The 15,424-nt window shown below is 37.2% G+C and carries 16 protein-coding genes and 1 pseudogene; 13 read left to right on the top strand and 4 right to left on the bottom strand.

What is annotated here, in order from left to right; translation table 11 throughout:
* Nucleotides 1–220: 220 nt before the first annotated feature.
* From pheS to rpsI, 7 genes are all read left to right on the top strand, one after another.
* Nucleotides 221–1,267, top strand: a complete 1,047-nt coding sequence (gene pheS / locus D8803_RS00095) for a phenylalanine--tRNA ligase subunit alpha (protein WP_131199900.1) — start codon at nt 221–223, stop codon at nt 1,265–1,267.
* Entirely contained in the window at nt 1,267–1,776 is a 510-nt protein-coding gene (locus D8803_RS00090) for a GNAT family N-acetyltransferase (RefSeq protein WP_125425137.1), read from the top strand. Before pheS ends, D8803_RS00090 begins: the two co-directional genes overlap by 1 nt.
* A 76-nt stretch (nt 1,777–1,852) precedes the next feature.
* Nucleotides 1,853–4,258, top strand: coding sequence for a phenylalanine--tRNA ligase subunit beta (gene pheT, locus D8803_RS00085; protein ID WP_125425138.1), 2,406 nt, complete (start codon nt 1,853–1,855; stop codon nt 4,256–4,258).
* A 250-nt stretch (nt 4,259–4,508) separates the two neighbouring features.
* Nucleotides 4,509–5,402: an ABC transporter ATP-binding protein gene (locus tag D8803_RS00080; RefSeq protein WP_125425139.1), complete on the top strand. Its 894-nt coding sequence runs from the start codon at nt 4,509–4,511 to the stop codon at nt 5,400–5,402.
* Nucleotides 5,399–6,598 (top strand): ABC transporter permease, encoded by a 1,200-nt coding sequence (locus tag D8803_RS00075; protein ID WP_125425140.1) that lies wholly within the window; start codon nt 5,399–5,401, stop codon nt 6,596–6,598. Before D8803_RS00080 ends, D8803_RS00075 begins: the two co-directional genes overlap by 4 nt.
* Before the next feature lie 210 nt (nt 6,599–6,808).
* Nucleotides 6,809–7,255 (top strand): 50S ribosomal protein L13, encoded by a 447-nt coding sequence (rplM, locus tag D8803_RS00070; protein WP_001044624.1) that lies wholly within the window; start codon nt 6,809–6,811, stop codon nt 7,253–7,255.
* 18 nt (nt 7,256–7,273) lie between these two features.
* On the top strand, nt 7,274–7,666 hold the full coding sequence (gene rpsI, locus D8803_RS00065; RefSeq protein ID WP_000075969.1) for a 30S ribosomal protein S9: 393 nt from the start codon (nt 7,274–7,276) through the stop codon (nt 7,664–7,666).
* A 106-nt stretch (nt 7,667–7,772) separates the two neighbouring features.
* Here the strand turns inward: rpsI and xerC are convergent, their stop codons facing one another.
* Both xerC and D8803_RS00050 read right to left on the bottom strand, forming a co-directional pair.
* Nucleotides 7,773–8,990, bottom strand: coding sequence for a tyrosine recombinase XerC (gene xerC / locus D8803_RS09675; RefSeq protein WP_185755568.1), 1,218 nt, complete (start codon nt 8,988–8,990; stop codon nt 7,773–7,775).
* A gap of 10 nt (nt 8,991–9,000) precedes the next feature.
* Nucleotides 9,001–9,237, bottom strand: coding sequence for a helix-turn-helix domain-containing protein (locus D8803_RS00050; RefSeq protein ID WP_398574989.1), 237 nt, complete (start codon nt 9,235–9,237; stop codon nt 9,001–9,003).
* On the opposite strand from D8803_RS00050, the gene D8803_RS00045 reads away from it, so the two are divergent.
* From D8803_RS00045 to D8803_RS00025, 5 genes are all read left to right on the top strand, one after another.
* Nucleotides 9,232–10,089: an ImmA/IrrE family metallo-endopeptidase gene (locus D8803_RS00045; RefSeq protein WP_125425142.1), complete on the top strand. Its 858-nt coding sequence runs from the start codon at nt 9,232–9,234 to the stop codon at nt 10,087–10,089. The genes D8803_RS00050 and D8803_RS00045 overlap by 6 nt on opposite strands.
* 81 nt (nt 10,090–10,170) lie before the next feature.
* Nucleotides 10,171–10,569, top strand: a complete 399-nt coding sequence (locus tag D8803_RS00040) for a hypothetical protein (protein WP_125426272.1) — start codon at nt 10,171–10,173, stop codon at nt 10,567–10,569.
* Nucleotides 10,570–10,644: 75 nt separating this feature from the next.
* Complete coding sequence (locus D8803_RS00035; protein WP_125426275.1) at nt 10,645–11,424, top strand: MvaI/BcnI family restriction endonuclease; 780 nt, start codon at nt 10,645–10,647, stop codon at nt 11,422–11,424.
* Complete coding sequence (locus tag D8803_RS00030) at nt 11,417–11,761, top strand: hypothetical protein (protein ID WP_125426278.1); 345 nt, start codon at nt 11,417–11,419, stop codon at nt 11,759–11,761. The genes D8803_RS00035 and D8803_RS00030 overlap by 8 nt, the downstream gene beginning before the upstream one ends.
* Complete coding sequence (locus tag D8803_RS00025; protein WP_125833946.1) at nt 11,754–12,497, top strand: MvaI/BcnI family restriction endonuclease; 744 nt, start codon at nt 11,754–11,756, stop codon at nt 12,495–12,497. Before D8803_RS00030 ends, D8803_RS00025 begins: the two co-directional genes overlap by 8 nt.
* A gap of 21 nt (nt 12,498–12,518) precedes the next feature.
* On the opposite strand, the gene D8803_RS00020 is transcribed toward D8803_RS00025, so the two are convergent.
* Both D8803_RS00020 and D8803_RS09765 read right to left on the bottom strand, forming a co-directional pair.
* Complete coding sequence (locus D8803_RS00020) at nt 12,519–13,775, bottom strand: DNA methyltransferase (RefSeq protein ID WP_125426269.1); 1,257 nt, start codon at nt 13,773–13,775, stop codon at nt 12,519–12,521.
* 539 nt (nt 13,776–14,314) lie between these two features.
* A pseudogene (locus D8803_RS09765) lies at nt 14,315–14,677 on the bottom strand (hypothetical protein).
* A 352-nt stretch (nt 14,678–15,029) separates the two neighbouring features.
* Between D8803_RS09765 and D8803_RS00005 the strand changes: the two are divergent.
* The coding region (locus tag D8803_RS00005; protein WP_131199899.1) for an AAA family ATPase at nt 15,030–15,424 on the top strand (395 nt) is incomplete at its 3' end.

The raw sequence follows: 15,424 nt of genomic DNA, 5'->3' as shown, positions 1-15,424 counted from the left end.
AGGAATCCGCAAGACTAGTAACTCAAGGGAAGTATATCAGGGAGGAGAGCCGTGACTGCAAGCTCTCTATATGAAAGCTGGGCGAATTCACTTGCGCATGGATTTAGAAATGAAGGTCTGACTTGTCAGATGAAAACGGATGGTACCGCGTGTCAACGCTCCGAGTGGAGTTTTTGACATGTGGTTTTCTTTTTATCTACGAGCGACTGATGGAGGAATTATGTCAACTATTGAAGAACAATTAAAAGCGCTTCGTGAAGAAACGCTGGCTAGCTTGAAGCAGATTACTGCTGAAAATGAAAAAGAGATGCAAGAATTACGTGTCTCTGTCCTTGGGAAAAAAGGTTCACTGACTGAAATCCTTAAAGGGATGAAAGATGTCTCTGCTGAGATGCGTCCAATCATTGGGAAACATGTCAATGAAGCTCGTGATATCTTGACTGCAGCCTTTGAAGAAACAGCTAAGCTTTTGGAAGAAAAGAAAGTCGCGGCTCAACTTGCTAGCGAGAGCATCGATGTGACACTTCCAGGTCGTCCAGTTGCGACTGGTCACCGTCACGTTTTGACACAAACCAGTGAGGAAATCGAAGACATTTTCATCGGGATGGGTTACCAAGTCGTGGATGGCTTTGAAGTTGAAAAAGACTACTACAACTTTGAGCGGATGAACCTTCCAAAAGACCACCCAGCCCGTGATATGCAGGATACTTTCTATATCACTGAAGAAATCTTGCTTCGTACTCACACGTCTCCAGTTCAAGCGCGTGCTATGGATGCTCATGATTTTTCGAAGGGGCCTTTGAAGATGATCTCACCAGGACGCGTTTTCCGTCGTGACACGGACGATGCGACCCACAGTCACCAGTTCCACCAAATCGAAGGCTTGGTTGTTGGGAAAAATATCTCTATGGCTGACCTTCAAGGAACGCTTCAATTGATTGTTCAAAAAATGTTTGGTGAAGAGCGTCAGATCCGTCTGCGCCCATCTTACTTCCCATTCACAGAGCCATCTGTTGAGGTGGATGTTTCCTGCTTCAAGTGTGGTGGAGATGGCTGTAACGTATGTAAGAAAACTGGTTGGATCGAAATCATGGGTGCCGGTATGGTTCACCCACGTGTCCTTGAGATGAGTGGTATCGATGCGACAGTATACTCTGGTTTTGCCTTTGGTCTTGGACAAGAGCGTGTAGCTATGCTCCGTTATGGTATCAACGATATTCGTGGCTTCTACCAAGGGGATGTCCGCTTCTCAGAACAGTTTAAATAATGATTAGAAAAGTAGAAAAGGCAGATATTGGGGTGTTGCCCAAAATTGCCAAACAAACCTTTCGTGAAACATTTGCTCATGATAATACGGAAGAGCAGTTACAGGAATACTTTGAAGAGACTTATAGTCTGAGAGTTTTGTCAACTGAGTTGGAAAATCCAGATTCCGAAACCTATTTCATTATGCATGAAGAGGAGATAGCTGGTTTTCTCAAAGTCAACTGGGGAAATGCTCAAACTGAGAGAGAATTAGAGAACGCTTTTGAAATTCAACGCCTCTATGTGCTACAAAAATTCCAAGGATTTGGACTAGGTAAGCAACTGTTTGAATTCGCTCTTGAACTTGCTACCAAAAATAGTTTTTCCTGGGCTTGGTTAGGTGTTTGGGAGCATAATACAAAAGCTCAAGCGTTTTATAACCGATATGGTTTTGAAAAATTTAGCCAACATAGTTTTATGGTTGGTCAAAAAGTAGATACAGATTGGTTACTGAAAAAGAAATTAAGGTAAGAAGAGGATTCTTCTATTGAAATGATAGGAAAGGAAAAGAACTAGAGTGGCAACTGTCATTCTGGAGAACTAAATTATGCTTGTATCTTATAAATGGTTAAAAGAATTGGTGGACATTGATGTGCCATCACAAGAGTTGGCTGAAAAAATGTCAACTACAGGGATTGAGGTAGAGGGTGTCGAATCACCAGCTGCCGGTCTCTCAAAAATTGTCGTCGGTGAGGTCTTGTCTTGCGAAGATGTGACAGAAACGCACCTTCATGTTTGTCAGGTTAATATGGGCGAAGAAGAGGCTCGTCAAATCGTCTGTGGAGCACCAAATGTGCGTGCAGGCATCAAGGTCATGGTGGCTCTTCCAGGAGCTCGTATTGCTGACAATTACAAGATTAAAAAAGGGAAAATCCGTGGCTTGGAGTCACTTGGAATGATCTGTTCCCTTGGTGAATTGGGAATTTCTGACTCTGTTGTACCAAAGGAATTCGCAGACGGAATTCAAATCTTGCCAGAAAATGCCGTTCCAGGTGAGGAAGTCTTCTCATACCTAGACTTGGATGATGAAATCATCGAACTTTCTATCACACCAAACCGTGCAGACGCTCTATCTATGCGTGGAGTAGCGCACGAAGTAGCAGCTATCTATGACAAGGCAGTCAACTTCAAAGAATTTACCTTAACAGAAACCAATGAAACTGCAGCAGATGCCCTTTCTGTAAGCATTGAGACAGACAAGGCACCTTATTATGCGGTTCGTATCTTGGACAATGTGACCATCGCACCAAGTCCACAATGGTTGCAAAACCTCCTTATGAACGAAGGCATCCGTCCGATTAACAATGTCGTAGACGTAACCAACTACATCCTGCTCTACTTTGGTCAACCAATGCATGCCTTTGACTTGGATACCTTTGAAGGGACTGACATCCGTGTGCGTGAAGCGCGTGCTGGTGAAAAATTGGTGACCTTGGACGGTGAAGAACGTGACTTGGAAACAAATGACATAGTCATCACTGTCGCAGACAAGCCAGTAGCTCTTGCAGGTGTCATGGGCGGGCAGGCTACAGAAATCTCTGAAAAATCTAGTCGTGTTGTCCTTGAAGCGGCTGTTTTCAATGGCAAATCGATTCGCAAGACTAGCGGTCGCCTCAACCTTCGTTCTGAGTCATCTTCTCGTTTTGAAAAAGGTATCAATGTCGCAACAGTCAATGAAGCCCTTGATGCGGCAGCTAGCATGATTGTTGATCTTGCAGGTGCGACGGTGCGTAAGGGCATCGTTTCAGCGGGTGAGCTTGACACTTCTGATGTAGAAGTTTCTTCGACTCTTGCTGATGTTAACCGTGTCCTTGGTACGGAGCTTTCATACACTGATGTCGAAGATGTCTTCCGTCGTCTTGGCTTTGGCCTTTCTGGCAATGCAGAATCATTTACAGTCAGCGTACCACGTCGTCGTTGGGATATCACCATCGAAGCTGACCTCTTTGAAGAAATCGCTCGTATCTATGGATATGACCGCTTGCCAACTAGTCTTCCAAAAGACGATGGTACAGCTGGTGAATTGACTGCGACACAAAAACTTCGCCGTCAAGTTCGTACGATTGCTGAAGGGGCAGGTTTGACAGAAATCATTACCTACGCTCTAACAACTCCTGAAAAAGCAGTTGAGTTCACAGCTCAACCAAGTAACCTTACAGAACTCATGTGGCCAATGACTGTGGACCGTTCAGTTCTCCGTCAAAATATGATTTCAGGTATCCTTGATACGGTGGCTTATAATGTGGCTCGTAAGAATAAAAACTTGGCCCTTTACGAGATTGGAAAAGTCTTTGAACAAATAGGTAATCCAAAAGAAGAACTTCCAAATGAAATCAACAGCTTTGCCTTTGCCTTGACAGGCTTGGTGGCTGAAAAAGATTTCCAAACAGCAGCAGTTCCAGTTGATTTCTTCTATGCTAAGGGAATCCTTGAAGCGCTTTTTGCTCGCTTGGGGCTTGAAGTGACTTATACAGCAACAGATGAAATTGCTAGTCTTCACCCAGGCCGTACAGCTGTGATTTCACTCGGTGACCAAGTTCTTGGTTTCCTTGGCCAAGTGCATCCAGTCACTGCGAAGGCTTATGATATTCCAGAAACGTATGTAGCGGAGCTCAACCTTTCAGCCATCGAAGTTGCCCTTCAACCAGCTACTCCATTTGTGGAAATTACCAAATTCCCGGCAGTTAGTCGTGACGTGGCTCTACTCCTCAAGGCAGAAGTCACTCACCAAGAAGTTGTAGATGCTATCCAAGCTGCAGGCGTGAAACGTTTGACAGATATCAAACTCTTTGACGTCTTCTCAGGTGAAAAACTAGGACTTGGCATGAAGTCAATGGCCTATAGCCTAACCTTCCAAAATCCAGAAGATAGCTTGACAGACGAAGAAGTCGCACGCTATATGGAAAAAATCCAAACTTCTCTCGAAGAAAAAGTCCATGCAGAAGTGCGTTAAGTCATCAATCCATCCTTCGGGGTGGATTTTTAGTTTCAAGAAGACAGTTCAGGATCAAAAATGAACAATTGGGGAGTAAAAGATCTCAGCTATACTTTATTGGGTTATAATTGCTCTATCACATGGGTGCTTAAAGACCTTGGAGAGTTTAGTTTTTAAGGAAGGATAAACAAGATAAAAATGTACATAAATCCTTGTAAAGGCTATCAAAAAGGAGTATAATAAGTGCAACATATTTCGGAGGTGGAAAATGCTAGAAGTAAGAAATCTAGAGAAAAGTTTCGGTTCCAAGCAAGTCTTGTTTGGTGTCGATTTTCAGGCAAGTCCAGGACGGATTTTGGGACTGGTCGGGAAAAATGGTGCTGGGAAAACAACGATTTTCCACAGTATGTTGAAATTTTTAGAGTATCAAGGAGAGATCATTCTGGATGGGCAGGAGATTCGTCAGGAGACCTACGCTCGGATTGGCTATCTGCCTGAGGAACGCAGCCTTATGCCTAAATTGACAGTCCTTGAGCAAGTTCGCTACTTGGCGACTCTAAAGGGCATGGATGCTAAGGAGGTCAAGGAAAAACTCCCTCAATGGATGGAGAAACTGGAAGTGAAAGGAAAGCTGACTGATAAAATCAAGAGCCTCTCCAAAGGGAATCAGCAGAAAATTCAGCTCATTATCACTCTGATCCATGAGCCAGACTTGATTATCTTGGATGAACCTTTTAGTGGTCTGGATCCAGTCAATACTGAGTTGCTCAAGCAGGTCATCTTGAAAGAGAAAGAGCGCGGTGCAATCATTATCTTTTCTGACCATGTTATGACCAACGTCGAGGAACTTTGCGATGATATTCTGATGATTCGTGATGGGCGTGTGGTCTTACATGGACCAGTCCAAGAGGTTCGCAATCAATACGGGAAAACACGTCTCTTTGTTTCAAGTGAACGAAGCAAGGAAGAACTGGAAAACCTTCCTCATGTCAAACAGGTGAGCTTGACCAAGCAAGGTAGTTGGAAATTAATCCTAGATGATGAGAACGCTGGAAGGGAACTCTTCCCAATCCTCACTCAAGGTCAATACATCGCGACCTTTGACCAACAAGCTCCAACAATCGATGAAATCTTTAAACTAGAATCAGGGGTGGAAGTATGAGAAATATGTGGGTTGTAATGAAGGAAACCTATCTTCGACATGTCAAATCGTGGAGTTTCTTCTTTATGGTGATTTCGCCGTTCCTCTTTTTAGCCTTATCTGTAGGAATTGGCTACCTCCAAGGATCTTCTATGGCCAAGAACAGCAAGATAGCAGTAGTAACAACAGTGCCATCTGTGGCAGAAGAACTCAAGGGGACCAATGGTATCAACTTTGATTATAAGGATGAAGCCAGTGCCCAGGCTGCTATCAAGGATGAGAAAATCAAGGGTTACCTAACCGTCGACCAAGAGGACAGCGTCATCAAGGTTGTCTATCATGGTGAAACCTCTCTTGAAAGTGGCATCAAGCTAGCTGTAACCAATAAGCTAAACGAACTGCAATACCAACTCAATCGTTCGGCAGCCAATTTGTCTCAAGAACAGGAAAAACGCTTGAGCCAAACCGTTGACTTCACTGAGAAGATTGATGAATCTAAGGAAAATAAAAAAATTGTTCAAACCATTGCGGCCGCAGGGCTCGGTTTCTTCCTTTATATGATTTTGATTACTTATGCTAGCGTCACTGCTCAAGAAGTGGCTAGCGAGAAAGGAACCAAAATCATGGAGGTGGTCTTCTCTAGTATCCGAGCTAGTCATTATTTCTACGCTCGCATGCTGGCTCTGCTTCTTGTGATTTTGACCCATATTGGGATTTACGTCGTGGGTGGACTGGCTGCCATTCTGCTCTTTAAAGATATCCCTATCTTGGCACAATCTGGTATTTTAAACCACTTGGGAGAGGCCTTCTCGCTCAATACCTTATTGTTTGTCTTGGTTAGTCTCTTTATGTACGTTGTTTTGGCAGCCTTCCTAGGATCCATGGTTTCTCGCCCTGAGGATTCAGGAAAGGCCTTGTCGCCATTGATGATCTTGATTATAGCAGGATTTGTCGGTGTGACCTCTCTAGGTGCTGCTGGGGACAATTTAGTTCTGAAAATTGGTTCCTATATTCCTTTCATCTCGACCTTCTTTATGCCATTTAGAGCTATAAATGGGTATGCAAGTGGTCTGGAAGCTTGGATTTCTCTAGCCATAACGGTTGCTTTTGCAGTCACTGCAACAGCCTTTATCGGACGCATGTATGCTAGTCTAGTCCTTCAAACGGATGATTTGGGAATCTGGAAAACCTTTAAACGTGCCTTAGCTTACAAATAGGAGAGCCTCGCAAAAGCGAGGTTTTTCTAGATGTTAAACAGCGAAATCAGTAAAAATATTTTTCATATCTATTGACTTTTAGTAGTAAAATTTGGTATGATAGTAGACGGTATTGTTTACCCCATTTGTAAGGCCCCGGAACCTTTCAAATACCCCGCGGACCGGAACATCCGCCCTGTAAACAAAAACGATATTCATATAGGAGAAATCATGAACAAAACTACATTCATGGCTAAACCAGGCCAAGTAGAACGCAAATGGTACGTTGTTGACGCAACTGATGTACCTCTTGGACGCCTTTCAGCAGTTGTTGCTAGCGTACTTCGCGGAAAAAACAAACCAACATTCACACCACACACTGATACAGGTGACTTCGTAATCGTTATCAATGCTGAAAAAGTTAAATTGACTGGTAAAAAAGCAACTGATAAGATCTACTACACTCACTCAAACCACCCAGGTGGATTGAAACAAATCTCTGCTGGTGAACTTCGTTCTAAAAATGCAGTACGTTTGATCGAGAAATCAGTTAAAGGTATGCTTCCACACAATACTCTTGGCCGCGCTCAAGGTATGAAATTGAAAGTATTCGTTGGAGCTGAGCACACTCACGCTGCACAACAACCAGAAGTTCTTGACATTTCAGGACTTATCTAAGGAAAGGAACAATAAAGTATGTCACAAGCACAATATGCAGGTACTGGACGTCGTAAAAACGCTGTTGCACGCGTTCGCCTTGTTCCAGGAACTGGTAAAATCACTGTTAACAAAAAAGATGTTGAAGAGTACATCCCACACGCTGACCTTCGTCTTGTTATCAACCAACCATTCGCAGTTACTTCAACTGTAGGTTCATACGACGTTTTCGTTAACGTTGTTGGTGGTGGATACGCTGGTCAAGCAGGAGCTATCCGTCACGGTATCGCTCGTGCCCTTCTTCAAGTAGACCCAGACTTCCGCGATTCATTGAAACGCGCAGGACTTCTTACACGTGACTCACGTAAAGTTGAACGTAAGAAACCAGGTCTTAAGAAAGCTCGTAAAGCATCACAATTCTCAAAACGTTAATCAACACGATTATATCAACGTTTACAAGCACTCAAGAGTTTACCTCATGGGTGCTTTTTTTATGTTTTTTGAAAAAGTTCACCTCAAAGTTTACCTTATTTTCACCTTATTGTTTTAGAGACTTTAAAGCAAATTCACCAACTGCCATAGGAACTACATTAGAAGTATTGACATAAATCTGAGTTGTACCTGTATCGCTGTGCGTTAGTGCTTCAGAAATAGCTTCTAAGCTCATTCCTGCTTGTTTAGCAAGTGTTGCTCCTGTATGTCGCAGCTTATGAGGTGTAGCATGTGCCAGCTCTTTATGTCGCTTTCTAATGCTTTTCATTTTATTGTTTAGATAGTCAGCGTGTAAAGGCTTGTTGATGTTTCCTTGGGTGTCGATATATGTAAAAACAAATTGTTTTTGTGTTTGTCTCAGTCCGAAAAGTTTGAGTTCTTCTTGTTGTTTAACTTTCCAATTTGCTAGAAGTTCCATTAATTCAGTTGGTGCTTTAAAAAGAGTTTTTTTGTTTCCTTTAGTTGATTTTACATTACCAAAACGGTCTAAAGCTTGCTCTATAAGTATTTCTTCGGTTGAAAAGTTGATGTGTTTCCATTGCAAAGCATAACTTTCTGATTTTCGGTCAGATATGAAGAAGGTAGTATAAAAGAGAGTGTAGTCTTTTAGGTCAATGATTCCTTCCTTTAAATCAGTGTCAAAAGCTTGTAACCATAATTTTAGCTCCTCTTTATCGAGAGAAAGATCTTCTTCACGTTTACTCTCTTTAAGGAGAATTTTTTTATTTGCTTTAATTCTACTAATTGTTTTTCGGAGTTTATTTGATGGAATATATTCAAGCTCCTCAGCCCAATCGAAAACAGAATTTACATAGCTCCTAATTACCTTGAAATTAGCATAACTATTTGCCTTTGGAGTAAGTAGTGATAGTACAAGTTGTTTATTATTAATCAAATGTTCTATTGAGTAATTACCTAAAATTGGAATGATATGAAGCCTAAATATATTTTCTGTTTGAAATACGGTTGCTTTAGTAGGAGGTTTTAGTGTAGTAGTAGTTTGACCTGCTTTGTATGGTTCGAGCCAAATATCTTTATAAAAGTCTTTGAATAAAATATTACCTTTATTCTTTGAATTAAAAGGTACTCTACCCAATCGAGCATTCTCAATATCAACAGTCAACTTTACTTCAGCTTCTTTAGCTTCTCTACGGGTTTTAAACCGTTTCTCATATCGCCTTCCTAAACCAAGTTTTCCCTGGACTTCATCAGGTATATACACCCTAAGTCTATATGATCCATTTTTTGTTTTAGAAATACCCATTTTTATCTCCTTATGCGCTGATTTCTAACCGTGTCATCCATTGATTTATACTTTCCTTGTTGAAACGAATAGACTTTCCAATTCGAATATAGGGTAGCCCCATTGCGATCCAAACATCTAAGGTATTATTAGATATTCCTAAATAATTGCAAGTCTGCTTTTTATTCAAGAATGGACTTTCTGATCCAATATCCTCTTTAAAGTGATGGATTTCATCTTTGATTAGTGTTGTAAGTATTTGTTGGATAAATTGTATTCAAAAGTAAGTGAAATCACAAAACAAGCCCTGTACTCTTTTATGAAAGAGGAAGAAATTTCAATACTGCACTACCACTTTCACTATTATTTTGATCATTGTATTAATAAAAATAATATCCAAGTAATCAGTCATCACTTTTCAAACCATAAGATTGAAGGATTGACTGTTATTGATGAGCTAGGCACGAGCTTTTCCTATGAGAAAGATAATCCTCTAACTAAGCGTCACTTTACATTATGTCATGAACTTGGACATTTTATTTTAAGGCATGACGGATCATATTTCACCGAATCAACTGACAATCAAGAGTCTATCGTGGAGCGAGAAGCTAACATTTTTTCTGCTATTATTCTCATGCCTGATATTGTCCTCCTGTCTAAGATTTATTATTCATGCCATTCATTTCAAAAGATTAAAGAGGATTTGGAAGTTTCAAGTCAAGCTCTATATTTCCGACTAATCGACTTATTGAGAGTTTATCAAGTGAGTACTGAGTCAGCTATTAAGAAAGTAGTAGCAGAATACGTAGAAGGTCAGAATGGATCTCTTTGTAACTATTTTCATCAAATAAAGGAAACTTTGATTGCAGAGTTTAATCAGTATCAACCATCTCTTCTGTATAGAATTAAAAAGAAAATGAAGCAAGTAAATTTTGTAACCAGTCAAGAATTTCCGGAGCTACTTGATCAAAGTAGTTGGAATGAAATCAGAAAAATAAAACATTTTAGAGTGTGGCTTGTTTACAATAAAGGTAAAGCCCTAGCCTACGTATGGGATAGCTCTAAGTTTTCAGAAAGAGAGGCGAGAAAGAAAGCAGAATTACAATTACTATTAATATGAGAATAATCAATAAATAATTTTAGAAAAAATATTACCTCAAAAAATGATATAATTAATTTAATGAGAATAAGGAGATGAATTATGTCATCAGTTATGAGTTTTTGGCCAAGTGTTTATGATAGAATAAAGAGAGGAGAAAAAAATATTGAGTTTCGGCGAGTATTTCCTAAAGAGAATAGATTTGCATATATGTATGTAACAAAACCTGTAAAAGCTATAAAAGGAATTATCTACTTTGGTGAAAAACATACTTTGAGTGAATTAAAAGTCATTTATAAAAATAATCCTAACATGCTGGCTCAAATAGAAAATAATCCAGATAGTTATAGGTTTGGAGTCGATATAATAGGTTTTAAAGAAATAGAACCAATTACATTGGAAGAATTAAGAAAAAATATTCCAGACTTTGTAGCTCTGCAATCATATTTATTATTAGAAAACAATCCATTACTTGCTGACTTTATCAAAAAAAGGGGATAAGTTCTCAAACAGAGAACCTTCACCTTTTTTATTTTTGCTATACTAAGAATATAAATTGATTAAGAAGGTAAAGCGATGACGAATAAATTTACATTAAAAGAACTTGAAGATAAATTTCATCAAATAAAGTCTAAAGATTGGAATCTTTCAAGTCGTTCTGGACCAACCGGAGTAGGTAAAACTTTTGAAGATTTACTTGATAAAAAAGAAGATAATTGTGCTAAAGCTGATTTTGGGGAATACGAAATTAAAACACATTTAGGCAAAACACGTATAACCTTGTTCACGAAGGCTCCAATCATGGATGGTAAAAAAAGGGGTGTGAATTTAGAAATAAGGGATAAATATGGGATAGCCTCTAAGACATTTCCAGAAGTTAAAACATTTTTCACTTCTCTATCATCCAAAAAACTTACAGCAACTGATGGGAAATACTCGCATCAATTCAAGTTAGAAGTTAATCGCGGTGAGAAACGGCTATATTTATTAGTATATGATAATGGGAAGTTAATTAGTAAAGAATATTATTGGGAATTCTCAGATTTTACTACTCTACTAGAGAAAAAATTAAAAAAAATTGCTATTTTTAGTGCTGATTCCCGAAAAATAATAACTACCATAGATGGAAAATCCAACTCTGAAATTTTTTATCGATATAAAAAAATGCAAATTTTTACAGGTTTGAATTTGGATAAATTTTTGAAGGGACTTGAAGAAGGCTCAATAATTGTAGAGCCTCGAATGGGGTATTATAATAGTGGTACTAAAAAGGGACAAGTTCATGATTATGGGACAGCTTTTAGAATACATTTTACGGATCTTTTAAAGTATGGGGAGTGCAAGGACTATGAATGATATTCTTTTAAAGAGCTTTAATTTTCATGAAATTATTGATATGTTAGTTGATTTTGAGAGGAATAACCAAAGTTGTTCTTTAAAAGAGTTATCAGCTATTCTAAATTTAGATGAAGGTCATGTTCGAAAGATGAATGCCCCTTCAGTAAATAGACATTATACTTTTGAACAATTGTACATACTGTCTAGAGTTTGGAATGTTGATTTTAATGTTTTTTTACCTTCTTTAGAAACTTTGAGTCAATTGACTGCATTTCAACAATATTCAGAGGTGGAAATTAAAGAATTTATTGATAATTTGATTTTAAATATGAAAGGGAATAACTACAATGTATGATTTTGACACTACACAACATCTTTTAGAGGTTTTTTCGGAAATTAAGGAAGCAGGTTGGCATGAGAGCCGTAGAAAAGGGAATACTGGGATAGGTAAAACTTTTGAAGATTTATTAGAAAAAGAAGAGGACAATTTAGATGAGCCGGATTTCTATGATATTGAAATAAAAACTCATGATGAAAATGCAGCTTCTTTGGTAACTCTTTTTACTAAAAGTCCAACCAATCCAAGAGGTGCAAATACTTATTTGCGTGAAAACTTTGGGATGTTAAATGAGTTTGGGCTCAGGACACTGCATCAAACAGTTTCGGCTACACAAAGAACAAATAGTCGGGTTTATGATTTTGACTTTATGATACAAGTAGATAGATTAAATCAAAGGGTATATATATGTGTTTATAATAAGTTAGGTGAATTAATTGATAATCACATTTTTTGGAGTTTTGAAGACATCCAAAGACAGTTAGAAAGAAAATTAAAAAAAATAGCACTTGTTTCTGGAAACAGAAAAGAAGAAAATGACAAAGTTTATTATAAGTACAACCGTATCCATCTAATTACAGGTTTTAATATTGATAATCTGATCCTTGCTATTGAAAATGGAGATATGAAAATAGATATTCGTATTGGAGTCTACAAAACGGGTAGAAACTATGGCAAAACTCATGACCATGGAACTGGATTTCGGATTTTAGATTCAGACTTAATTAAATATGCTAACGTAATTGAAATATAAAAGAGGATTTAAAATCCTCTTTTATTTTTTATGTAGTACCACGATATATTCATAAGTCATAGTTGAAGTTTTTTGTCCTCGATTATTAGAAGGAGATGTCTTGCTGGGCATACGTTTGTTAATAATATCTCTAACAATTGTTTTCTCATGTGTAAAACCCAGTCTTTCAAACATTTTTGCAGTGATTATATCAGTTGGGAGTTCAACATTTCTTACTCGTCTATTTCCAACTACATAAATAACAGTTCCATTTGGTTTAACTACTTCTGAAACTTTTTTTATTGATTCTTCATAATCCTTGTAAAAAGAAATTACAGATGGAGCACGTTTGGTTTTTTCTTCAGCTTCGATTTCTTTAATTTTAGTAACTGCGTTGTCTAATTCTGGAATATCGAATTTTATCTCATCCTTTATCCTGGTACCACCCATTAATTTACTATCCAATTTAATTGGGTCGGGGAAGTCTAACCATTCATTAGCAAGTCTAGAAAATTGACCGTATGCTACAGTCGTCCCGCTATCTCCATAAGGTGGCGAAGTAACCACTAAATCAATTGAATTTGGTTCAATGTTGGAATTTATCAATGCATCATTCGTAATTTGTATTTCTGTATTTGATTCTAAGAAATTTGTATTTTCATAAAAATCTTTTATAGTTTCATAAGTAAGAATTAATTTTTGAAAGAAAATATTTATTGTATCCGGATTATGAGAGCCTCGTTTAGACTCTGCTATTTTATAGAGCTTAAATTCTCCATTACGGGTGAGAGATACAAAGCGTACTGTTTTCGAAAAGACAAGCATGAAGAATAATCTTGTTTGATCGTTATCTATACTATTTATAATTGTTTTCAATTTCGATAGATCTTCTATTGTATCTTCTTTGAACCATGATTCTAGAATACTAAATGTTGGACGATTGTAATCAACCAATTTTGATAAATTGTAGTCTAAATTATCTATTTCTTTTTTTATTTCGTCAAGATCAAATTTAGTTGTTTTTACTGTTGCAATCAGAACAGCCAAAGGATTTAAATCAAACCCAATAACCTTTTTTACGTTTTCAACCATACCTTCAAGAAGTGTTGTACCGGATCCCATATACGGGTCAAGGATAACCGAGTTTTTAGAAGCATATTGGTGAATAAAGTTTCTTGCAATTCTTGGCATCATCATAGCAGGATATGAGTGTATGGTGTGGATATATTCACTCATACTGAATTCTTTAAAATTCCATTCCTCAATATATTCTCTTTTATTATTTTGTAAGTTAGGCATTGATTCCTCCGTCTCTTAAATATTATATCAAAAAATATTGTAAATAGTTCAAATTGAAGTATTAATAAAATATGGTGATTATTGAAATTTGCAAAAGTAATGATTTGGAATCAAGTAGGTGAGCTTGTATTTATAGTAGGATAGATTGTAACTATTTCAAAACACTTCCTCCCTATCCAAATTCGGATAGGGTTTTTCATAGTTAAAAACTCTCTTTAGTATCTCGACACTTTCCTCCAGATGGAGGAGTTCGATTTTTCTTCTAAGAACATCAGTATTTTTCTCTATATTCTCGCAATGTCGTTTGATGTGCCATAAGGATTTTTGAATGTTATCTTCTTTTAAATTTTTCATACTCCTATCTTATCAGATGAATTTTCAAAAACAATGTTGATTCCCTCAAATGATCAAAATATAGCCTGAAAAGCACTAAAAAATAAATAAAGTTCAAACTTTAATCTTATTTCTAGAGAGATAACAAAAAACGCTTCAATCAAAGCGTTTTTATTGTATAAAGAACAACGAATAGTTTGAGAGTTTTACTTGTTGCCGTATTTCTTCACTGCTTCTTTATATGCTTCACTATCCTTTTTGTAATAGTCCTGCTTCGTTCCTGAAATATCTACAGTGAATACGCCATTCTTGAAGGTATAATTCTCTTTTCGGTTTATGATATTAGAACCAGTCAGTTCGATTGTTGAACTATCTTTATCAATTGTAAAGGCATCAGCCTCCCCTTTATTGATATTTCCTTTGTTACCTGAAATGGTAAAGGCAACTTCATTTCTACTCTCGTTTATCCAGTAGTATTCTCCATCTAAAGAATTGCTTGATTGGTTAGATCAGGCAATTAATAGAATTGTAGATAGAGAAACTAAAAGTAATGTGATAAATCTTTTCATTTGATTACCTCCATTTCTATTATATCAAATGAATATTACAGGTGTAAGACAAGTAATGCTGACATTTGTTTTATTTCTTTCGGGAAAATTATAAATTTTTCGGAAAGAATTTATTAGGAACTGATATACTATGCTATACTATACATAGCAGTTTATTTTTTTTGAAAATTTAGGTTATGGTTTTTAATGAGTAAAAAATTTCTCTTTATTTTATAGTTTACGAGGTGAATAAATTAAGAAAAAAATATTTGAAGGGATGGGTAGGGTACCCTATTTTGACACAATAGGGAAAAATGATCCGACTCTAATATCGTTTGAAAAACTGAGAAATTTGTTTGACAAGGAGTAACATATGCAACAATTTACAAAGATAATTATTGAAAAAGAGTACCTACCTTATAGGACAATAGAACTAAATTGGTTGAAGAAAGAAAGTAATCCGGATACTGAAATACTCAGAAGTATGATTATATTTGGAAGAAATGGGACAGGGAAAAGTACTATATCTAAATCTATCTCTAGTTTAAGAGATATAAGTGATGATATTACTCTATTTAATGAAAAAAATAAAGTGAGTACTGCGATAAATATTACTGATAGCGATAAAGAGACTATATTTGTATACAATGAAGAGTTTCAAAGAGAAAAAGTAACTTTTACAGAAAATGAAAAATTTGAGGCAATTGTCCTTATTGATGATCAAAAAGATCTAATGTCGAAGATAGCATCAAATAAAAGTATAAAAGT

Origin of the sequence: Streptococcus oralis, assembly GCF_003943385.1 — a bacterium.
Classification (GTDB): domain Bacteria; phylum Bacillota; class Bacilli; order Lactobacillales; family Streptococcaceae; genus Streptococcus; species Streptococcus oralis_CA.
The sequence above is the reverse complement of the archived record's forward strand: the minus strand, read 5'-3'. Positions and strand labels throughout refer to the sequence as shown.